13 protein-coding genes and 1 tRNA gene are annotated in these 22,622 nt (G+C 53.0%); 5 read left to right on the top strand and 9 right to left on the bottom strand.

Translation table 11 applies throughout. The features are described 5' to 3' along the window. Window positions 1–15: 15 nt before the first annotated feature. The 8 genes from BB497_09975 to BB497_09940 are packed head-to-tail and all read right to left on the bottom strand — an operon-like array spanning window position 16 to window position 13,989. Window positions 16–1,524 (bottom strand): hypothetical protein, encoded by a 1,509-nt coding sequence (locus BB497_09975; protein ID AVI62996.1) that lies wholly within the window; start codon window positions 1,522–1,524, stop codon window positions 16–18. A gap of 52 nt (window positions 1,525–1,576) precedes the next feature. Next, complete coding sequence (locus BB497_09970; protein ID AVI62995.1) at window positions 1,577–2,806, bottom strand: ABC transporter permease; 1,230 nt, start codon at window positions 2,804–2,806, stop codon at window positions 1,577–1,579. Then, window positions 2,790–3,488 carry an ABC transporter ATP-binding protein gene (locus BB497_09965; protein AVI62994.1) on the bottom strand — a complete coding sequence of 233 codons (699 nt, stop codon included), beginning with the start codon at window positions 3,486–3,488 and terminating at the stop codon, window positions 2,790–2,792. The genes BB497_09970 and BB497_09965 overlap by 17 nt, the downstream gene beginning before the upstream one ends. A gap of 32 nt (window positions 3,489–3,520) precedes the next feature. After that, window positions 3,521–5,521, bottom strand: a complete 2,001-nt coding sequence (locus BB497_09960; GenBank protein AVI62993.1) for a serine/threonine protein kinase — start codon at window positions 5,519–5,521, stop codon at window positions 3,521–3,523. Next, entirely contained in the window at window positions 5,518–6,633 is a 1,116-nt protein-coding gene (locus tag BB497_09955) for a hypothetical protein (protein AVI62992.1), read from the bottom strand. The genes BB497_09960 and BB497_09955 overlap by 4 nt, the downstream gene beginning before the upstream one ends. Next, window positions 6,623–9,364 carry a hypothetical protein gene (locus tag BB497_09950; GenBank protein AVI62991.1) on the bottom strand — a complete coding sequence of 914 codons (2,742 nt, stop codon included), beginning with the start codon at window positions 9,362–9,364 and terminating at the stop codon, window positions 6,623–6,625. Before BB497_09950 ends, BB497_09955 begins: the two co-directional genes overlap by 11 nt. Further along, complete coding sequence (locus tag BB497_09945; protein AVI62990.1) at window positions 9,361–12,441, bottom strand: virulence factor SrfB; 3,081 nt, start codon at window positions 12,439–12,441, stop codon at window positions 9,361–9,363. The genes BB497_09950 and BB497_09945 overlap by 4 nt, the downstream gene beginning before the upstream one ends. A gap of 30 nt (window positions 12,442–12,471) precedes the next feature. Beyond that, window positions 12,472–13,989, bottom strand: a complete 1,518-nt coding sequence (locus BB497_09940; GenBank protein ID AVI62989.1) for a hypothetical protein — start codon at window positions 13,987–13,989, stop codon at window positions 12,472–12,474. Between the two features lie 493 nt (window positions 13,990–14,482). Here BB497_09940 and BB497_09935 point away from each other — a divergent pair, with 493 nt between their 5' ends. The 5 genes from BB497_09935 (at window position 14,483) to BB497_09915 (ending at window position 20,601) form a co-directional block, all read left to right on the top strand. Then, entirely contained in the window at window positions 14,483–15,148 is a 666-nt protein-coding gene (locus BB497_09935; GenBank protein ID AVI62988.1) for an ABC transporter ATP-binding protein, read from the top strand. Next, window positions 15,145–17,628, top strand: coding sequence for an ABC transporter permease (locus tag BB497_09930; GenBank protein ID AVI62987.1), 2,484 nt, complete (start codon window positions 15,145–15,147; stop codon window positions 17,626–17,628). Before BB497_09935 ends, BB497_09930 begins: the two co-directional genes overlap by 4 nt. Beyond that, entirely contained in the window at window positions 17,625–18,776 is a 1,152-nt protein-coding gene (locus BB497_09925) for an iron ABC transporter permease (GenBank protein ID AVI62986.1), read from the top strand. The genes BB497_09930 and BB497_09925 overlap by 4 nt, the downstream gene beginning before the upstream one ends. A gap of 344 nt (window positions 18,777–19,120) precedes the next feature. Continuing rightward, window positions 19,121–20,452, top strand: a complete 1,332-nt coding sequence (locus BB497_09920) for an AAA family ATPase (GenBank protein ID AVI62985.1) — start codon at window positions 19,121–19,123, stop codon at window positions 20,450–20,452. 72 nt (window positions 20,453–20,524) lie between these two features. Then, a tRNA-Arg gene (locus BB497_09915) sits at window positions 20,525–20,601 on the top strand. A 611-nt stretch (window positions 20,602–21,212) separates the two neighbouring features. Here the strand turns inward: BB497_09915 and BB497_09910 are convergent. After that, window positions 21,213–22,448 carry a CRISPR-associated protein gene (locus tag BB497_09910; GenBank protein ID AVI62984.1) on the bottom strand — a complete coding sequence of 412 codons (1,236 nt, stop codon included), beginning with the start codon at window positions 22,446–22,448 and terminating at the stop codon, window positions 21,213–21,215. Between the last annotated feature and the right edge of the window lie 174 nt (window positions 22,449–22,622).

Genomic DNA, 22,622 nt, shown 5'->3' with positions numbered 1-22,622 from the left:
TCCCTTGCGTTTTTTTTAATTGGCCATAGCTTTGCAGTTTTCCAGCCAGGCATTGGTGGAAATGTGTTGCTCTTGCAGATACTCCCGCTGGTTTTCCCAGTGAGTGTGTAGATAGGGCTTAAGCGGAGTGAGCTGTCGATTACGAGTGATAATTTCCTCAAATACTTCAACTTGCTCTTTGAGCAAGCTTTCACCGTACAACGTGGCTGACTCGACCAAGCTACTGGCGTAGTAACGGCTTAATGCCTGCAGCCTCGCATCCTGCTCTTCTAGGCGCTGTTGACGCATGCCGCAGCTTGCATCTGCGTTGCCAGACTCACAGTTAATTTGGTAATTATTATGGAGAAAATCGAGGAAAACGCCGTCATCCTCTAACTTAGTGCAGAGAAAACTCCCCAGATTAAGACTCGCGCGCACGGCTAAGTTGCGTGCTTCTTCTTGGCGCTGGTTACTTGCTCTTAGCTGGCTCTCTAAGTCGCGCAACTGCTCTTGTAATGCACTATCTTGAAGCTCAGACGCCAAGTTACTCAGCTGCTCAACCGTTCCGGCTGTATCTTGAGATCCGTCTGTAGACTCTAAATCTGCGCCCAGTTCGCGCCAGCTGGCTTCGATCTCAGCAATTCGATCCCGCGAGGTCAAAGTCGGTGCCACCAGCGACAAGCGAAAGCCTACTTGTCCACTTTGGGATTGGCCGCTGTCCCGGTAATAAGGCTCTTCGCCGCGTAATGCTGTGCGAATATCGCTCTGGGGTGTTAGATAACTGCCGCCGCGCACAACGAATCCACCTGCTTGCCCATGCTGGCGATCTAATTTATTGAGGCGAAACGGCTCAAACATCATTTCTGCCGCATTTCCCAACATGTCATGCAGGCCCAGTGGGTTAGGATGCAGTAAACCCGCTAATTGCAATTGACCGTTAGCCGACTGGGGGCCAGCAAACCACTCATATGCATTCAAGCCTTCCGGCATGGGATATCGACCATCACGAAACTCAGCAACATCAACTTCTAAGCCACCCCGCGCGGCATATTCCCACTCAATTTCTGTGGGCAAGCGCACAAAACCCAGCACTCCATCCTCCTGCGGCAAAGCATCTTCACTGTTCTCACGCAGCCAAAGGTTATAACGGTCCGCTGCCGCTGTTGCCTCGAACCAACTCACTGATACCACCGGCAAGCGTAAGCGCGTTGAAGGTGACGGACACTCGTCCCTCATTAAGGCGTCATACTGCAATTGCGTTGTTTCATACTTAGCCAGTAGGTAGTAACGCGAGACGCCTTCGCTTTCACTGAAATTACCGGAAACATAGGAAGGCCGACGCTGCTCAACATACCCCCAGCCAGTACCGTCCTGACCGATATTGATTGGGAAATCATCAAGGGGTCCAGTCGCCGGAATATGCACTTTGCGAAACGCCATGGCGCCATCACAAGGCATCGGCAGAATGACATCATCATCTTGAGGCATGGGATTATACAATCGCTCATCCCATTCGGCTGAGGCAGTGCCCACCTGAAAAAGCAAAACAGCAGCGCACCCTGCACCACCCCAATGTCGGGAAAACTCTCTAAGGGATTTATAATTCACGCAGACTCTCCGCAGGTTCAATACTGAAAGCGCGCAGCATGCCAATCAACGCCACGACGAGGGCAACTAACAACGCCAATAAAAGGGCCATCACGCCGTGCACGAAGGTGATCCGGCAGACAACGCTCCCGGTTGTCGTACTCATTGCCAGGGCCTGGTTAAATATCTGGCTTCCCAGCCCATAGAGAGCAAGTCCAACCCCGTACGCTGCAAGCGTTAGCGTGCTGGCCTGCAAGACGATATATCCCGCGATTGCCGGACGATCAAAGCCCAATAGGCGAAGCACTGCTAAATCCTTGCGCTTACGATCGATGTTAGCTAAGAAAGCGCCTAGCATTGACGCTAAACAACCTACCAACGCGGTACTCGCAATAACCCCAAACACCAGCCCCAACACATGGTTGATGGCCTTTACATTCTCGATCTCAGCCAAGCGGCTGGCCGTATCGATATGCTGGGCATTGAGCCACTGTTCCAGTTTCGCCACCTGATCCATGTCGGCGGCATACAAACGAGCACGAGAAAAATGTGTTTCCCTGTCACCTCGTTGCTCACCTGTCTCCACCCCAAGGGAGTCTATACGGTAGCCATCGCGAAAATCTTCAAGTGCAATCAATAGCGGTAGCGTGACAAAAGCAGCCGGTCGGGGGAAAACGTCAGCGGGTAAAATACCTTTCACAATGACAGATTGCTGACCACGCTCTGCTCGGCCATCAAGACGGCGGCTGACAAACAAACTCAACTCTTCGTCAACGCCCACATTTAAGCGACGAGCAGCCGATTCACTCAGTACGACCGCAGTTCCTTGAAGGGGCTGAGATAGCGAAAGTGATGCCAGTAGAGGATCACCTTCCGCTGTGGGAATAATTTCAGCGTTATCGACGAAATGGCGGCGATCCCGCACTAAATCTGCTTGGGTATTAAGTGAGCGTGTCATACCAATTGCAAAACCCACCTCAGCGCGGTTGCGCAGCTCTTCAAGCCATTCAGCATCATAACGACCGCTGGAAATCATACGAATTTCCAAATTGCGAGGGTCATTAAGTAGCTCCGACTGTAATTGGCTGACGACCCCATGCTTAAGCCCGAACAGCAATAATAAGGGCGCAATCACGGCAACCAGCGCCGCGGCAATACACATCGACACCTTGCGGTCATGCCAGAGATCTTTTAATGCTAACGATGCCAGCAGTCGAAAACGCTTAGTTGCGGGGTTCAAAGACGGTCTCCCCTTTTAACGTGATGGCATCAAAGCGCGCTAAACCGAATGTCTGAACGAGATCCCAGTCATGAGAGACGACTAGCGCGGCAAGCTGTAGCTCTTCCACTACTTCCATAAACAGTGCAAAGAGCCCATGCGCGCTATGAGGGTCAAGTGCGGCGGTGGGTTCATCAGCCAATAACAGATGTGGCTCGTGTGCCAAAGCACGCACAAAAGCGACCCGTTGACGCTCACCAATGGAAAGCATTGCCGGACGTTTATCCATCAGCAGCGTTAAACCCAGGCGTTCGACGGCTTGCTCAACACGATCGCTTTTATTGGGCAACCCCTGCAGACGACGCGGCAGGGCAATATTGTCAGCCACATTTAAAAACGGCAGTAACCCACCGTTTTGCAGCACAAACCCTATATCACGTGCACGAAGCTTAGCCAGTTCACCTTGCTCGTGATTACGCCAAAGCGTTGCAACGTCGTGCTGTGCTTTCCCCAGAATAAAATGCTCAAGCGCGCTGGGTGCCAAAAGCAGCCCCACCGCTTCTAATAAGGTGCTTTTTCCACACCCACTAGGGCCGGTAATCGCCAAGCACTCACCTGGTGATAGGCATAATTTTGGCAAGCGTATTTTATGTGCTTGCGTGCCTTGACCACGCTGCACCACCATGCCCTGTATCGCCAACATCCTGTTTACCTCAGTTGTTTTAAATGCCTATATCAGGGCATCATTTCAAGAGGAACAGGATAGACGTCGTCTCTTGGATCACTGCCTTCAGCAAGCGAAACCCATCGATCGACATCCTCGTTATAGCGCTGATAGTGACGCAGCTTAATGCTCAGATTACGAATGAAGCGCTCTTGAGATAGACCATCCCAGCTCTTCCAGGTGGCTTCATCTAAATTGAGCACTTCGCTCTGGTAAGGTAGGTCTTCTAGGTACTCTCCCATCAAACCCAACTCGGCCAACTGTGTAGTCTCGTTTTGCTGCAGCTGATTAGGGTCGGTGCCCATGGCTGCTGCCACCGAACGCAGCCGATCAAACATGTCAGTAGGTGAAATAAGCCCCTGGTTGGCAGCATCCAAAATCTGCGTTACAACATCACTAAGATCGCTCAACTGCGATTTCGTCAGTAGCACTCGAACGTCAGTACTTGGACGGTTTTGCTGTACTAGATCACGATCGCTAATCCAGGCCTCGAAAACCGGCGGAGCTACACTCCCCTTCTGCTGGCCAAGGTAAGCAAGTTGCATCGCGTGGCCAATGAGGCTCGCATCTTCCAGCAGGCGCTGCTGATCGGGGTCAGTCTCATCAGGGTCAGACTGTTGCGCATTCAAGGCGCTTCCGATAGCACCGTCACCCAGGTAAGCCGCACGCACTTGAGACGTAATTGCCTCAGCCAAGGCATCCACTTTAGCGCCGAAAGCCTCGACATCGCCTGCTTCCACTGGGTAGTACAAAGAGGTGTTGGTGCCCGCATAGGTCGAGAGGTTTGCGTATTGGGCTGCAGCCCTAGCATGGTCGTTAAAACGTTCGCCGCTTGCCGTTTTCAAGTGAAGTGTGTAAATGGCCACACCTGGATTAGCAGCCTCTAGCCGCACTTGGTCAGCACTTAACCCGGTTGAGGAGCGCTCATGATCACCCTCGATGGCGCTGGCATCGGTAATTAAAACAATATAGCGAGCGCCATACTGGCTCCAATCTACTTCATCAATTGCCTGCATCACCCCGGCATAAGCATCTTCTTCAAAACCCGGCGTGGAAACCGTAGCTTCATGGAGCTTATCCATGCGCGCCATCAAGTCTTCCCTGCCTTGAACCTCCATCGGGTTGGCATACATGCGGCTGACGTACTCAAGTTCAGGCACCATCTCTACGCTGTCGCGAAAAGACACCAAACCAAATTTGACTTGCTGATCAAGGTTTTCCGCTTCGATTCGATCGAGTATCTTGCTCACTGCTTCACGAGTACGCTCGATATACGGCCCCATGGAAATCGTCGAGTCAATCACGAACACAACGCCTGCGTTAAATTCACGCAACTGACTGGCCTGCGTGCCACCTTCAGGGCCTGTTTCAACCCCAGCAGGATCCAGCTCACCCGCTTTACTAACTGACGCCACGTTCAATAAGCGTGCACGAAAGCCAGCTTCAGTGAATACCTCTTCACCTTCGAGTATGGGCAACAAGTAAAACTGTTCCTGAAGATCGACAAAGTACTCAGGCTCCCGTGCCAAAACCGCAGACACCTCTTCATCACGATCCAGAGCAGCATGTAAAGGAACTACCTGACTGGAAGGCTCGTATTCATCGAGAATGTCTTGCAGGTCATTTCTCTCACGGAAGAACAACAGGCGCTGACGGTTTGCTGGATTAGTGAACGCCAGCGTTAACTGCATTTTCCATGCAACACTGCAATCCGCCGGTAACCACCCGCTCGTGTCACCATAGCTATCCGGCCCAACTTTCAGCCACTCACGTCCATCAACGTCGCTGCGCTCATAAACATAAAAACGGGTAAACGCTGGCTGAAGTTCGCCACTGCTTCCCGCCGTCTGCGTTAATTCACACCCGGGTGTCGTCAGCACACGCTGATGCAGAGTTTGCTTACCTTCTTGCAGTAGCGGACGTGGATCGGCCAGCGCTACAGTGGCACCCAGCCCTATGCCTGATAAAGCAACCGTCGAAAAAACGAAGGTCGCGAGCGTTTTACGCATCATCCGCCCAACTCCTCAAAACGTGCCTGTGCTTCACTATTTTCAGGCTCAACATCGAGTACGATCTGGTACCAATAGCCCGCGGTTTCCGCATCGGCTGAGCTAAAGCAGGTGTTAGCCTGGTGATAGGCTGGGTCGTATTCACGAGCATAAGCCAGCGCAATAGTGGCATCGCCAGCGATAGCGCGGTTGGCGTATAGACGCCGCGCTATTCCGCACTGATTGGCATCACGTGCTGCTTCGATCACAGACAGCAGCGCTTCTGACGTCATATCTGCTTGGGAACAGCCTTGTACAAATGCCAACTCATCCTGCTCACCCAGTGCTTCTATCGAACATGCCATTGCCGGGCCGGCCGATGATTCAGCACTGCTTTCTTGCAGATTTTCTTCAGAAGAGAGGTCAGCCTCTGCTTCGCTAACGTCGTTATCTTCTTGTACGATTTCCTCCTCTTCGAAACTGCCTTCTTCCTCGATGTTCTCTTGAGTAGTCGGCTCAGTTTCCGTGGTATTGGCATTGTTGCTAAACCAGTACCAAGCACCGAATGCCACGGCAGCCAAGAGTCCAAGCCCCAACAATAGAAACAACAAAGGCCCCCGCTTGCTTGTCTTGTTCACTGGCGGAGTTTCCACGACCGGCACGGGTTCAGGCTTAGGCGGCGCTTTTAATTCAGGTTCTGTCTCTGGCGCTGGGTCAGGCGTTTTGTCCGTGACAGGGGGCGAATGCAGGGCCGTACTGGCAGCTGCAGAAGGCGTAGAACCCGCAGCGCTGGACGGCATTAAATCGCGTGATAGCCGAATTACCCCTTCACCTTTCGTTCCCTGAGCATCCTGCAGTGTCAGCAGATATTGCGTAGAGCCGGGAAGCTCTAAAAGAGGATCAATAATCGTGCTGTCGAGCACTACCTGGAGACGCTCGGCATCGGCTTCTTCCAACCTTGCCAATTCAAACGAGTGAGTCTTAGTGCTCCACGTTTTGCCCGGATGCAGAAATTGTTGATCCTGGCTTTCTTGAATCGTCAGTTGCAGTGTCGTCGTTGCTCCTTTCCATCCCTTGAGCAGTAAACGGCCTTGACCCGGCGTACCGGATTCCAGCGGACGCAGTTCAACCCGCATGGGTCACCTCCGGTTGGCGAAACGTTGACAGTACAGCACCCAGGCGCTCGTTTTGTTCCATGGTAATTTCCCGTCCCGCGGTATGACCTGCATTTTCCTGCGTCACGATACACAGTCCTGAAAGCCAGTCGGCCAAGTAAAGTACGGCTTGATTCACCGGTTGAGGCGCAAGGTGCGGTAGCTCCCCCGGCAAAATGGGGGGATTCGGCAAAAACAGCTTTTCTTTTTTACCCGCGAGGCTGTTAGGTCGCTGGTCAACCGGCACATTCTGATACCCCAGCCATGCAATAAAGTCGCGCAGCACCAATTGAGCGGCTAATACTTGACGCTCTACCAACTGATCACGTTTAGCACTGCTTTGGGCACGCCTTAGCAGCGCTTGATCCAAATGCTGCTGTAGCTCCATACGATTAGCGGCTGTGATCAGCTCGTCGGTCAGCGACTCAACCACGGCTTTTTCCAATCCCAACAGTTGAAGCAACGCCTGCCGCCCGGGTATTTCTCGCAGATGAGCCACCCATGCCTGGAAAACCTTGCGTGCGAAGCGGTGATCCGCACCTTGTAGCACTGGCGCGTTATTGGAGGCAGGTGCAGCCGCGGCATTATCATCAAAGGGAGAGCCGCTGGAGAAGGGGTCATCATTCAGGCTAAAGCCGCTATTGCAGTAGAGGCTATCGGCCTGCTTAGCTTCCTCTTTATCTGCATCGCCTTCTGTGGCTGGCACACCTTCTTCTTCGCTATCGCTCAAGTACAGATCGCGAACTGTTTGCTGGGGTAGCTCCAACTGGTGCTGCAACTCACCTAGGGTTGCCAGGCGCTGCCCTAGGCTTTGCCACAAAAGCTTGGCGGCCTCGCGTTTTTTAGCCACTTCGCCACTGCCATCGGTGTGATGAAGAGGAGCCAAGCGTTTTTCAACCAAAGAGGTTAGTGTGTCGTTCAGCTGCTTTTCGATACTGGCCAACTTAAAGTCCAGCGTGGCAATGCGGCCTAAGTACTGGCTGATGCGCTTGATGCCGCCATCGTTAAGCGCCAGCATCGCTTCCCAAGCTTCGTCAGGCGCGTGCACGTGCTTTTGAACGCTGGCATTCTCAGCAAAGGTAGACGCCATACGCACAAGAGGCGCTGCGCAGTCGTCGTTAATACCCAGCTCTTCGTTATCACGGCTATCAAGGAAAGGAACGGGCAGCCGCGGCTTGCGCACTAGAAAAGTATTGTTGAAGGGTTCACCCGGCGCCCACTGGCTCATCCAGTCGTACTGACCAAAACGCTCCAACAGAGTCATCTTAATCAACCCTTCCCAGCCTTCACGTAACTGGCTTTCCGTCAGGTTCAACGCGCCACTGATACGCTTATCAAACATGGTAAGCGTCCAGATTAGCCCCGGCGCTTTACCCGCACGGTCTTGGCTGGTTACGCCTTGGGTCTTTTCAATCCAGCGCGTTAGCACCGGGCCGACCGAGGTCACGTCGCTTTGTTTATCCGAGCTCGTACACACCACCAGAGCGTTCATTTCCTGGCTGTCTGTATACCGTTCGAATAAATAAGCTACTTTGCCGCGCAGTACTAGCTGTGAAACTGGGTTGCCCCCTTCGCTACTGGCTTGACTGGCAGCTTCAGTAACACTCTTCAGGCTAAGGCGGCCGCGATAACCAGGAAAGTCTAATAAATCAACTTTTTCAACGTGAGGGTCTTGGGTTGGCTCAATCAGCGGGAACGTAAGCTCGGCGGTCAGTGCTGCTAACTGAGCTACCGATACCGCTACCGCTTTGCCGGGCGCTTCCTGCTCTACTGGGCGCACCTCTAAACTATGATCACTGGCACTTCCTAAACGCTCAAGAATATCCACGTTCATAATGCTGTCACGCTGGCTATAGCCCTCGCCTTCGGGGGTCACGAGACACGTCAGCGGCGCATAAACGGTAGGGGCGTTGCCAAGGCGCCGTAAGGTGGACGCCAACTGCACATAAAGACGAGTAAGCTCTTCTTGCTCGCCCCACAGCAGAGAGAATAGATCAGCACGCTGTTCGCAGGAGAGGCGCGGCGCTAATTTGAGAACCCGCGGCCAGTAACGCGCTTCCAGTTTGCTAATCGATTTCTTAAAGCTGCCAGTGAGGTAATCCCATAATGACACTACATCATCACCGCTTAACCCTGGCTGTTCGTCTGCCGTAATATCAACACCTTCGAACGGCCTGAGAATTCGCTCAATACGTGCTTCATCAAGTTCATAGTGCAGCTGTTCATGGTCGAAATCGTTAAACCAGGCGTTAGCCAATATCTTGGCAATTTCAACTTCACTGAAAAGGCGCAGTTCAACAGGCGAATCTGCTGGCCCGCTCATCGCCGTACGACTGAAGCGGGTTACCAAACCAGTGGCTTCCTTACCCCCACCAACAGGGTTTACGTGCTCAATGAAATCAAGACGCTTGCCGCCGTAATCGGTTTCCAGCTTGCCGTTGTGTCCCGCGGCCATTGCCGAGATCAAGTAGGACTTCCCTGCTTGGGAAAGCCCGAAAAAACCAATGGTCATTGGGGTGCCCGCAGCACGCCCCAGGCTTGAGGCTAGGTTACGTGCCTTGTGCAATTCCAGAATCAAGTTATCCGCTTCACTATCCAGACGCGGGGCATTGCCACGGACATTTTCGATCCACTCGATAGCTTGACCGGCACCGGCGTGCACAGCATTCCAGCCTTGGCCCAGTTGGTGTTGTTTAGCCGTCAGATTGCTCATTTGCGCTTCACACTCCCGCTGTCCAGCCAGTAATTAGAATCGCCCAGCCCTGCATCAATCATCGTATTGAGCTGAAGATTAATATCTGTTTTGCTAAATGACTTGTTGGTATTGGAGCTAACTCGGCTAACTTTTAGCTCATCACTGATGAGGCCGACTTTGTCTTTTTTATCAACGACTTTGAGTTCCACTTCGACCACCGGCTGGTTGCCGTTTCCATCATTCACTACTGCTTCTCTATATTTATCCTTGCCCGACTCGGTCAGCTCAAGGGTATAGAGCGGTGAGGCCACCCAACGCTCGGCATCTAACTGACGATAACCAAGACGCACAATCCCCCCGCGCACCTGTACTTTTGTTTCGTCGTCTTCTGGCAGCTCAATCGCGGTGCCGTTTTCATTGGCTTTGATATCCCGATAGACCACGTCGTCGCTTTTCATGACGTTGTTGTTATCAATCGAGCCTAAGTGGCGAATCAATGAGTAAGGCCTGAGCTCCTGAGTACGGAAGTAAAAACTGGGTAAATCTAACTGATCACACAACAGGCACAGCATCGCGCCGACCGCCGCAGTACTTTTGGGGTCATCAATCTCGCCATTAGAGTGGAAGGGGTACCAGTTACCAGTGCGATAGTTCTGCATGGGCAGAATCCGCCCAGGGGGTAGCGGCAGCATTTTGCGTAAAAACGCTTGGATACCTGGTAATCGTGATGGACGGCCCGTTAGCAGCAACATGTCGCAGCTATATTGATGGATCACCTCACATAGAGCGCCGAGGGTTTTACCGATATTGATGCCATCGCCCAAAAACGCTTTATGCACGTGAGGGAGGTTAAAGGTAATCGGGATGTCCATTAGCTCGAACGGTGTGGCGCTATGGTTTTTCACATCACGTCGCACGGCCCCATGTACATATTCCCTAACCGCCTCGCTTGCCGCGTGATCACCCAACAGCTCTCGGTACGTCGCAGTGATGACGTGCGGGTTCTCCTCACTTTCTTTTTCTTGAGGATCAAAATTTTCGTAATAACTGAGCAATTTCAACCCAAGAGGCGTGAAGACCTGCAAATTGAGCTGCTGACGCAGCACCTGCTCCTGAGCACTCAGGCTTTCTCCACCCAGCAAGCGTGACATCATGGCATCCGGGGAAGACACCCCCGTCAGCCTAAGTGCCTCTTCAAAGCTCTTCAGTACAAAGGTCTGAATGACATCAAGCAGAATGTCATCGCCGGCAATACGGAAGCCATCACGAAAACGTTGCTCAGGAACGATATGAACATTGCTACTGTTGCCGCTTCTTTCATCGCTCTCGATACGGTAATCGGTGATCACTAAATCGGTGGTGCCACCACCAATATCGATACTGGCAAGCGTTATCCGATCCCGCTGCTGTTTTTCTGGGCGCGCCAAAGTGTCGAAAAATTCTTCAGGATGGCCTGCGAAGTTTTCATTGATTTCGGTATATAGATAAACCAGCTGCCCGCAGGTCGCTTCGTCCCACTCGACACGAATTTTTGGCAGCGGTGGTGACGGCGCGTCAGCCTCAACAGGCTCAAAGGGGTCATCCTCACCCTGATACCACCCCATGCCCTGCCAAATCAGTCCCACCGCTTCACGCATACGCTCATCCAGGATACTGCGCTCTGCAAGCGGCATAGCCGGGGGCACCGTCAAGATGATTGAACGTAGGCGGCGCGGAACATCGATATTGCCCTGACGAGAGCGTTGGGCCGGGCTATTGATTTGCATCAGCGCCTGCGCCAACACTTCCGAAAGCATGAAAGTCATCAAGGAGCTACGCGAATAGTGCGGTTTGAAGACTGGAAGATCATCCTCCTCATCATCACGCATGACCGCATAGATCGCTTTGCCGCGCTCATTGATCAGGTTGGAAAAAGGAGCGGCCGTGGCGAAAGGCTCTTTATCTGCTTTGACATAAGCACTATTAAACCGCCAGCCGTGTGTGTACCGACTGCCGTCCCACAAATAACGCTTGGGGCTTGAAAGACCCGTCGAGCCTTCGGTACCGCGACGACGACTAGCCAGGCGCCCCGCCTCACCTCCCACTCGAGCAATGGTGGGCCAGCGGAAAGCATCATGGCGGCCGCTCTTAACCGAGAGATGATCCTTACCAAAGAAAGTCTGGGAAAACTCGACACGACTTTCGAAAGGTTCGTTGTAAACGCACTCTGGGTCGACCAGGTCACGTAACTCGAGAACATAGTTCTGCTTTAAACCAGAGCCTGACTGCTCATGGTGCTCAATCAGAATACCGCAGGTGCGCGAATTGCCCACATCCAAAACAAGGTCGACAGAGATGGGGGTTTTCTGGCTAGCATCTTTACCTACTAAGCGAACCTCAGGTACTCGCACCTTGGGCTTTCGCTGTGTACGCTCGGCGGGAATCGGTTTCCACAACAGACTCAGCAGGTTCAAGTAGTGGGCCTGGGGATGTAGCGCCTTAATGTCATCCTCCAGCTCATTCTGATCCATCTCCGGATGGCCTTCCCGGTATAAATCATTGAGCCACTCTTTAACCCAAGCCAAGTCCATGAACCAGCCCATTTCATGGGGAGTCAAGGCAAGCTTAAATGTCTCTCCCGAACGCACGTCTTCTTCATTGGGTGCCAAGTAAGCCGTGCCTTCGCGCTTAAGCATACTCCGCGTATCAAACGCGATCGTCATACGATGGGTGTGGCCATCAACATCGGGCGTATCCAGCGCTACCAAACGCAGACGCGACCAGTTGCTGGGGCCCTCATCAAATCGATGCGGCGGCATGTGCCGAAAAAACGGTATCGGCACCCACTGCCGATCCAACAATGCCAAACTCGACTCCATATCCATGTCGAGGTACGGCTTACTAACTCGCTCAACCTTGTTGGGTTCCGGCTCATAAAAAGTAGTGCCATCTTCTTCATTGGTGAGCAGGCGTACCAAAAGGTCATCTGCCAATTTAGCAAACTCACCGCCGGCTTCCTTACGAGGCTCAAGCGTCAGGGCAAAATCTACAAACTGAACACCGGTATCGTTGACCAACGGGACAACGTCTTGGAACTGAGTGACTTCAGGCAACATGTCGTAACTCTTCTCTCAACTATTCCGCAATTATTCGTTGTCTTTCCACATTTGCATGGGAAAGGTCTCGTTGGCGTAGCTGACAGCGCAGTCGGCCATGTCAGTGGCACCCTGCTCGCAAAGCACTTCGGGCATATCGTAATGGCTGCCATCTTCACAGCTAGCTTGGCCCTGACTTTGGATCGAAAGTGCGCCCCCCTGCATTGCCGCATCGATTGGGCCTGTACAGGTAACGCCACCTTGACGCAGCTGCACTTGCCCCCTGCCCTCTTCAAACTCATACGAGACACGTAACGGGCGTCCTGTATCGCTATCCATGACGCCTGCCGCACGCCAGTTACCATTTAAAAAGTTAGCGGGGCCATCCGCCGCCTGGGAGGGAATAGTAAGCGGCTCAAACGAGGCCGGAGGAGCTAACGCTGCATTATCAGGCAACATTTCTTGCCCCAGCTCGGGTGGGGCCATCGGCGCTTCGGGCTGATTACCAGCGGGTATTTCAGGAGCGGTTCCCTCCGCTGATAGCTCACTTACCGCCCCGCCGCCTTCAGGCAAAGTGGGCAGTTCAGGCATACCAGCTTCCGGCATACCTAAGCCAGGAACACCCAGATCTGGCGCTCCTATCTCCGGCAAACCAACGGCTGGTAATCCTGAGCCACGACCATCCAGCGCCAAACCGCTATTACCGGCACCTCCCCACCACCGCGGGCTAGAAAGATCCGGCATTGAAATAGCAGGAAAATGCAAATCGGGTATCTTAGGCATACGTAGATTGTTCGAGCCCGTACCGGGTGCCTGGAAGTCAGGTGCTTGCAAATTACCAGTGCCAACGCCAGGCAAATTAGCTTGTGGTGTGCAACTGCGCAGTCCAAAGAAACCTAGAAGAAGTAGCAATGGCAAGAGGAGAGCTAACGGCCACCAACGCCGCCACCAGGGGCGCCTTGCAACCATCAAAGGCGACTCCGGCTCAGAAACTGGCTCAACCGGAGTAGCTGCCGCTAGCGGTATGGTTGGTTTCGGAGCAGGTGCGTGCTCTTGTGGATAAAGAAAATGCAAGGGATCGGAAGAGCGCTTCGCATCGGGGTACTCAAACCCCCAAAAGGTAAGCACGGGCGTGCCGTTTACAAGGTAAACATGGTCTTGATCGGGAATTCTAATGACTTGCTTGAGCAACTTCGCCAACACGCCGCGGTCGTTATGTGCCCCATCTGCTTTGGCCATTGAAGTGTCGCTGAAGCTTTTTAAAAAGCTTTCAAATTGACGCAACTCCTGTCGAGCCGGTGCTCGCTCTTCTTCGCTGGCCGCGCTCCACGGTATAACGTCGCCTTCAATTGCGCTGTACCAATCTAGGAGTTCACCCTGCTGGTCACTTTGGGGAATTGCTAGATGGCGCTCCATGTTTGGAAAACCAGGCTCTTGCAACTTCCGTTTATGCGACTCACGCCGGATGGACTCACGGAGCTGAAGAGCCGAGCGAAAGACAGGCTGTCCAGTCTCCCCCAACGCTGAAAACTGCTCACTTTTACCGCTGCGTAGTAATACGCCCTGCATACTTGAACCCTTGAGTTTTTATATTTTACCCAGCACCAACAGGCACTCGTTTTAAAAATAGAGAGGTGATTTTTAGAATAAAAAAAACGTGCAGGCGCGCTCCCCAAATGGCACTTTCCCAAAAATGCCACTTTTTAGCTCACAATAGACAAACAGCCTTCTCTTTTTTTCGTTCTCTACTATTTATCTGATGTGCGTCAATTTTTTCGATACGACATAAGGTTAGCTAGGCCATACGAGCCAACAATTTTTTGTTCGTTATCATGAAAAAACTAATACACATTAACTAATTCTGTTTAGTAAATAAACTATCTTTTGGAGTAAGCCATTGCTCAACAGATACGCGTCATGCCAGGCGCACTAGCATCATGTCCGCCACCAACGCAACCAAAGGCTATACAAAAATAAAATCAATCTTCACATGCGTATAGGTTTAACCACTTCTTTTGGGGCTTTGCTATAGTGATGCTTAAAGTCCCTCAGGAGCGGCGCCATGTTAGCCCTGCAACACATCAGCAAAACGTTCAGCACGCCGCAGGGCGATATTCATGTGCTCAACCACGTTGACCTAACCCTCCCGCAAGGAAGCAGTGTGGCGCTTATGGGCGAATCAGGCAGCGGTAAATCGACCCTACTTCACCTTGCCGCGGGGCTAGATACGCCGGACCACGGTAGTGTCACTATCAATGGGCAGACGCTTTCTGGCCTGAATGAGACCGCACGCTCTGCACTGCGCCGCCAACAACTGGGGCTTATCTTTCAACAATTCCATCTGGTGCCCAGCTTAAACGTTGCCGATAATCTTCGGTTGCAAGCACGTCTTGCGGGCCGAGAAAACCCCGAATGGAGCCGCCACCTGCTGGAACGATTAGGGCTTGGCGGACGAGAATCGAACTACCCAGAGCAACTCTCCGGCGGCCAACAGCAACGCCTTGCCATTGGCCGCGCATTAGCCGTTCGCCCAGCGTTGCTATTAGCCGACGAACCTACGGGCAACCTGGACGAGCAAACGGCAGATATTGTACTCAACCTGCTATTAGCACTCGTTAAAGAGACGCAGTGCGCCCTACTGATGGTGACCCACAGCGCGCGCGTCGCCGCCCCACTCGACCGCACCTATCGGCTTCACCTAGGCCAACTGCAGGAAATGAGCGCATGATAGGGCGCGTGCTTATTACGCTACTGAGCCACTACAAGCGCCACCCGGCACAGCTTGTAATGCTGCTGGTGGGGCTGTGGGTGGCCAGCGCCCTATGGAGCAGTGTTCAAGCGATTAACACCACAGCAAAAGAGAGCTATGCCCGAGCCAATGCGCTCTTCAGCGCTGACACCGACCAGCTTGACCGACGTAATGGTAACCCGCTAACTATTGACGACTATTTAACGCTTCGTCGTGCAGGCCTCCCCGTTTCGCCGCTGCTAGAGGCCACCTTCACGCATAATGGCACCCGCTTTTCCGTACTGGGCATTGACCCTTTCACACTGCCCTCCTCAGGTGCTGGAGGTGATGGGTCTCTCAACGATTTCATCACCCCACCTTGGCAAACACAGCTAGCGCCAGACACCTTGCCATCCTTAGGGCTTCGCCGCGAGGAGGCCACAGGCGCAACGCCTACTGTTGCCGGGCAGGCGCTACCGCCCCTTACACTGCGTAACGACTTACCGCCTGACACGCTCATCATGGATATTGCGGCGGCTTCCAACCTGTTTGGTGAGCAGGCAACGCTTAGCCTGGCATCCGCTACAGGAGCGCTTGACCAGCCGCCGGATGGCTACCGGATAACCCGTGCAGCCAATCTGGCGTCACCAGAGCAGCTTACCGATAGTTTCCATCTTAATTTAACGGCCTTAGCGCTACTCTCGCTGGTGGTTGGGCTATTTATTGTTCAAGCCGCTTTAGGGTTGGCCATGGAACAGCGCTTAGCCACGCTGCGCACGCTACGCGCACTGGGCGTGCCAGCCACCACCTTAACGCTCGCCATCCTCATGGAGCTGCTCGTTTTTGGGATACTCGGCGCTTCTCTTGGCCTAACCAGCGGACTTTGGCTCGCCGGAAAGCTTCTACCAGACGTTGCGAGCACTATTTCCTCGCTCTACCGAGCAGATGTTCAACAGTCGTTATCGCTCCCCTGGCACTACTGGCTCGGCAGCGTCGCGATTACCCTGGGCGGTCTACTGCTCGCCGGCAGCGGAACGCTGTGGCGCGCGGCACGATTAAATGTACTGGCACTCGGTCACGCCTTCGCGTGGCGCAGCGGCTATCAGCGCCAGCTCACGCGTATGCTAAAAGCAGGCGGCTTAGCGGCTCTGCTCACCCTTGGCCTGGCATTCTGGCTGAGTAGGCTTCCCGCTGGCAGCGGTCTGGTGGCGAGCTTTAGCCTAGTGGCGGCGCTACTGCTGACCTGCGCCCTGTGTTTACCGCCGCTACTCTATGGTGTGCTTCACACCCTGCAAAAAGTATTGCGCCGCTTTGCGTTAATGCAGTGGGCCGTGGCCGATATGCAGCTACAGCTGCCTCGTTTATCGCTTGCCATGGTGGCGCTGTTGATTGCACTGGCAACTAACCTGGGGGTGAGTAGCATGGTAGGCGGTTTCCGGCTGACGTTTTTAGAGTGGCTAGACCAACGCCTAAGCGCGCCACTCTATATCAATGCCGTGCCGTCGACATTAGCCCCACTGAACGAGTGGCTGCTAACGCAAGAGAGCGTAATGGCAACGTTACCCACCGCAAGAGGAAGTACAGACCTACTGGCCACACCTTCACCCACCAATACTGAATTAACCTCCCAAGGCACGGTTACGCTGTTTGGCGTTAGCTCCTCGCCGTTATTAACCGCAAACTGGCCACTACTGGACACTCACGACGATGCCGCGTCCGCTTGGCAAGCGCTAGGTAGCGACAGCGTCTTTATCAACGAACAGATGGCGATAGCGCGCGCCCTGGCACCGGGCGATACAGTGACACTCAATACCCGACAAGGCGCTGACAATTTTAAGATAGCCGCTATTTACCCTGACTACGGCAACCCCCAACAGCAGATACTGCTAACGGTAGAAGCGTTAACGCAGCGCTTTGACGGGGAGCTAGCTTCAATCGGTGTTGCCCTAAACGAGAATGCCGATGAAGATCAGTTTCGCCAGACCCTGATGAATGAATTCAACCTCTCCGCCGAAGCACTAGTGAACCAGCAAGAAGTTAAGCGGATCGCCACCCAAATTTTTGAGCGCACTTTTAGCATTACCCGCGCCCTTAATGGGTTAACGCTCGGCGTGGCTGCTCTGGCGCTACTCGCGACGCTGCTGGCCCAGGCGCATCAACGACAGCGCCAGCTGGCAGCCCTCTGGGCGCTGGGCGTTCCTCGCGCCACGCTGGTGAAACTACCGTTACTTCAGCTGGGCGGGCTTGCGCTATTAACGGGCCTTATCGCCTTACCGCTTGGTATCGCCATTACCTGGTTGTTAGTGGCGGTGATCAACGTCTCCGCCTTCGGGTGGCGGCTCCCACTGCAGCTATTCCCGCTGGATATCGTCACAATGCTACTAACGGCAATTGGCGTTGCTCTACTTGCCGCTGCCCTGCCCTGCGTACAGCTCTGGCGCACGTCGCCCCGCGCCCTACTCAATGAGGGCAACACATGAACAGACACTGGTTAAGCACAATAGTGTTTAGCGCCCTGGCGTTAATGAGTCTCAGCGGCTGTAGCGAAGGCGGCACTGAAAGCTCGCCGCCTGCTCAGGAGGGCTTTGCTGGGCTTGGCGCACAGGCAGAAGGGTTTGCCCACGCTGACGCTTCTACGCCGCTGATGTTTCCTGACGATCACGGCCCCCACCCTGATTATCGTATTGAGTGGTGGTACCTAACCGCTAACCTTGAAGATGAGTCAGGTGAACCTCTAGGGCTGCAATGGACGCTCTTTCGCCAGGCGTTAATGCCGCCACAGGAGCGGCCCTCCCCATCCCCTTGGGCCAGCGACCAAGTATGGATGGCGCATATGGGCATCTCACAACAAGACACCCATCTCGCCGCGGAACGCTTTGCACGCAGCCATAGCGCCCAACCCCAAGGGCAAGCCGGCGTAATCGCTCTTCCTTTTCAAGCGTGGATTGACGACTGGACGCTGCAAAGCCCTTCAGATGATAACTTTGAACGCTTCACCCTAAACGCCTACAGCGGTGAAGGCGAAGAACGTTTTGGCTATGAACTTACCCTACAGGCAGAAGGCCCTCTAGTATGGCACGGCGAAAACGGGTTTAACGCCAAGACCGTGGAAGGCCAAGGCTCTCACTACTACAGCCAGCCCTTTCTAACCGTTAAAGGCAGCGTAACGTTGAACGGAGAAACCCATGAGGTTCAGGGCAACGGCTGGCTGGATCGGGAGTGGAGCAGCCAACTGCTGACCCCCGAACAAACCGGTTGGGACTGGTTTTCGCTGCATTTAAACGACGGCCGCAAGCTAATGGCCTACCGACTAAGAGGCGGAGGTGAAAACGGTGGCGACTACCTGTTCGCTCACTTATTTGATGCCGAAGGCAATACCCAGCAAATAGGCACCGATATCCTGACACTCACGCCTCTTTCCACCGCACGCGTGGCTGAGCGAGATATTCCCACCCGTTGGCAACTAACACTCCCCAACGCTGAGATTGATATGACCATTGAAGCGCGCCACCCCAACCGCTGGATGCCCACCAGCGTTCCCTACTGGGAAGGCGACGTAATCGTACGCAGTACACCGACCCAAGAAGAGATCGGCGTTGGCTACCTTGAAATGACAGGCTATGAGTAGTTTTGATGACCTGGATTGACTGATACTCGCTTGACCAAGCAAGGAGAGTCGATTGATCTATGCAGATTTGTAAGCATGTTTGGGAATGTCTCATAGGATGAAGACTTCGTGTGCCGTGTCCTAAGGAATTATTGGTTAACTTGAGTAAACTACCACACTGTCCCCGCTGTGGAGGATCCGCAAGAAGACCTGCAGCTAAAGGCGCTTCCGTTTAGTCCAAACAGAGCGCAAAATCAAACACTTTCATGCGCATAAAAATGCTATATTTTACACTTTTATGCGCATGAAAGTGTTTATTGAGCTATACTGTATACCAGTAAGCCATTTATGAGCAGGACGATACTATGCAGCGTACTTTACTCAACGCCTTAATAGCATGGAAAAAACAACCTACGCGTAAGCCATTACTGATTGATGGCGCGAGGCAAACGGGTAAAACTTTCTTGCTGCAGGAGTTATTTGGCAACACCTTTACCAACATCCTCCGTATCGACTTCCTGGAAAGTCCTGCTTACAAAGAAGCGTTCGATGGTTCACTGTCACCTGACGACCTGATGATGAACATTGAGCTACTGACCAACCAGACATTTAACCCAGAAACTGACCTACTGATCTTAGATGAGATTGGTGAGTGTGAACGCGCCGTTACGGCACTAAAGTATTTTGCCGAAAAAGCGCCGTCTTATTTTATCGCCGCCAGTGGCTCAAACATTGGTTTGCTCAATACCTTTCCTGTTGGCAAGGTAGAACAATACAACCTACGCCCGCTAACCTTCCAAGAATTTATTTATGCATCACAGGAACAGGCGCTGATCAAAGCCTTTGATAGCCAAGCAAACACACCGGCAGTCCACACTAAATTGATGGATAAACTGACAGATTACTTTTTTACCGGTGGTATGCCGGAAGCAGTAGCTACTTGGTATCAATATAAAGACTCGAGCATTTTAGAACGCGTTGAAAAGGTGTCTAAAATTCATGCTGATTTAGTCGAAGGCTATCGTCGCGATTTTGGCAAATATGCGGGCAAAGTTGATGCAACGCTGATTGAATCAGTATTCAACAGCATTCCGTCACAGCTGTCTCTGGTTGCCGATGCGTCCGTTAAACGTTTTAAGTTTAAACATGTGCATGAGCGTAAATCACGTTATAGCGATTTTGAGACCGCCATCCATTGGTTAACATGCTGCCGACTGGCCTTGGCGAACTACCCCACTGAAGGTAAACCAAGATCACCTCTGGCGGCCTATAAAAAAGCGAATATGGTGAAACTATTTATGTTTGATGTTGGGCTGCTCAACCACATGTTGGGTAGCAGTTACAAAGAGCTCAAACAACAAAACTATGAGTACAAAGGGTATGTGGCAGAAAATTTTGTGCAGCAAGAGCTCACGGCCATTGGCGTCGATCCAAGCTATTCGTGGAATGACGCACGCGCCGAAATTGAATTTATTTTAGCAACGGATGAAGGGGGCATTGTCCCAGTCGAAGTCAAAAGCGGGAAACGCACACGAGCCAAATCACTGGCGTCCTACATCGAAAAATGCTCACCAAACAAAACATTTAAGCTAACGGGCACACAGGGTTCCTCAGCCCTAGCGCAAACCAATATTGTGATGCCCCTTTACTATACCCAGTTTTTACAGCAGAGGGTCGGGCTGGAGAGTGGCAGCTAGACCCCACCCAACTCCCATAAACCGATGCGGTTGGCCGTGGCGCTGTGACGCGCTATACTACGCGCGCCATAAGTCCCTGTAGCTCAGTAGGATAGAGCAGCCGCCTCCTAAGCGGCAGGTCGCAGGTTCGACTCCTGCCAGGGACGCCATGTAAATCAGTGAGTTATACTTTCCCTTCCTTTGAAGCATCTGCGCTTTTTGCTTCGGTTCCCCTAGTGGTTCCCCTAGTTTTGCAAGCATTAGGTTACTTATGATGGCCTTAGCCGCTGACTGTAATCTCAGATTGGCTTTTGCTGCTGTGTCTGTCTGTGTCTGGAAAATTTTTATTTGCGCTGCGTTTTTGGGGGGCTTATTTCACGCGTCAGTGGTTGTCCGCCGTGGAAGCGTTTTGTGGACGCACGCCCGAGCAAAGGTACAACTGGCTATATGCACCGTTTAATGAGGTCTCTGGAGTTAACATCCACCCACCCGACGACTTATCCACCAGCCCACTCATGCGCTACTTGTCGTTAATCCTTGACTACGCCATGCAGCAGGGAGGGACGTTTAAGGCGACACCCAAAGCCAATCTTCCAACCGCACTGGTCAAGCCGGCGCGGTTCACCCTCGCCTGGCCAGATACGCCCTCATCCAATCCTTCGTCGATTGCCTTTCCCGCGAGCTCTCCATTAATGCGCATCCTTTCCTTATCAATATCCATGCAAAAAAGCGTACTGCCTGTATACGGGAAATGCTGGCTCAGCCGTTGAGCCGCCTGCGGCTACTCCTCACTCAGCAGGATCTGCTCCGGGTCAAGGTTCAGCCCATACCCCCCTCCCCGGCGCGTACGGGTGTGCTTAATGCCCGCACCATCAAAATACAGCCCAGGGGCTAGGCGTGTAGCGATGCCTGCCGGGAGCTCTGCAGTCAAACGACGTTTGATACGGTTGGTTGCCTGGCTAACATCCAGCCCGCGCAACATGCTGGATTCAAAATCCACCGACCGGATACGAGCCGCCTCCAAAGTAGCTACGTGTTGATCAAGCCACTCTTCCACCTGAGGCCGCAAGTCCCGCTCGGCGTCATAGGGCAAGCCCAGATGAACCGCCAGACGCGCCATCACCGCATGACCAAAATATGCCGTGTTCTCGCTACCGTCATCAGTATGACGCCGCAGAGAACCATCGTTTTCCCGGGTTGCCCGTGCCACTACCTCATACCAACACCAGTCAAACAAGCCAGCAAAAGCCAGGCGGTATACACACTCACCCTCTGCCAGTATCTCCAGCTGCTGCTCCGACGCATTTAGCCGGATACCAAGGCGATGCGACTGCGCACCCAGGTTGATCAGCTCCACCAGCTGGCGAAAACGCATCCGCTTACCATTAGAATCACCCTGTTGCTGCAAAAGGTTCGGCAACTGATCGCGCTGACGGATAAACGGAATATCCGCCAGGCTGACATCCGCTTTTGCCGCATCCCATTGGTTACCGTGACGATCAGTGATCCATTGTGTAGTAGCGGTCGGAAAAAAGAACTCGGGATGGCTCTCATAACCCTCGCTCACTAGCACATGTGACATGCGGTCACCTGGGCGCCCGAACAGGCTCATCGCATAGCCTAGATAAAAGGTCATCGTCTTGCGCCCTCCAGCAATGGAGGCATGCAGGTCAATACGTTCGTCTGCTGTCAATTCACGTACGGTCTGCATAATAAAATCGGCCAATGCCTCATGATCCGCGAGTGTTCTGGCATCATCCACGGGGTTGCCCTCGGCATCCGGCACGACATCAATCCGCACTTGTTCACGAGAAAAGTCTGGCCTTTCTAGCTCTTCACATAGCGACGCTAGTTTTCGGTCCGCCAACAAACTCTGCTCCAGCACTCCTTTACCTACCTCAGTAGTAATGATGTGAATACGAGACGGCCAGGGGCTGCGTTGACGATGCAGACCATACAGCGTTTCAGTAATCACCTGCGGGGTCATGCCGGTAACAGCAAGAAGGGTGAGGGACATAACATCTCCATGTCAGATAGGGCCAATTTTTAGTTTGCTTAAGCAGAGCCATTCTAGCCTGCTCGCTTTAGGCGTCCACTAGCAAAAATTTTTAGCAGGCCATCCACAAATTTTCCTTTCTCCTTTGTTGTTTTGCGATTCAGCACACTGACAGTAACTTGCTCAACCAGGAGA

This window comes from Halomonas sp. GFAJ-1, assembly GCA_002966495.1.
GTDB lineage: Bacteria > Pseudomonadota > Gammaproteobacteria > Pseudomonadales > Halomonadaceae > Vreelandella.
This window is presented reverse-complemented; position numbering and strand designations above follow the sequence as displayed.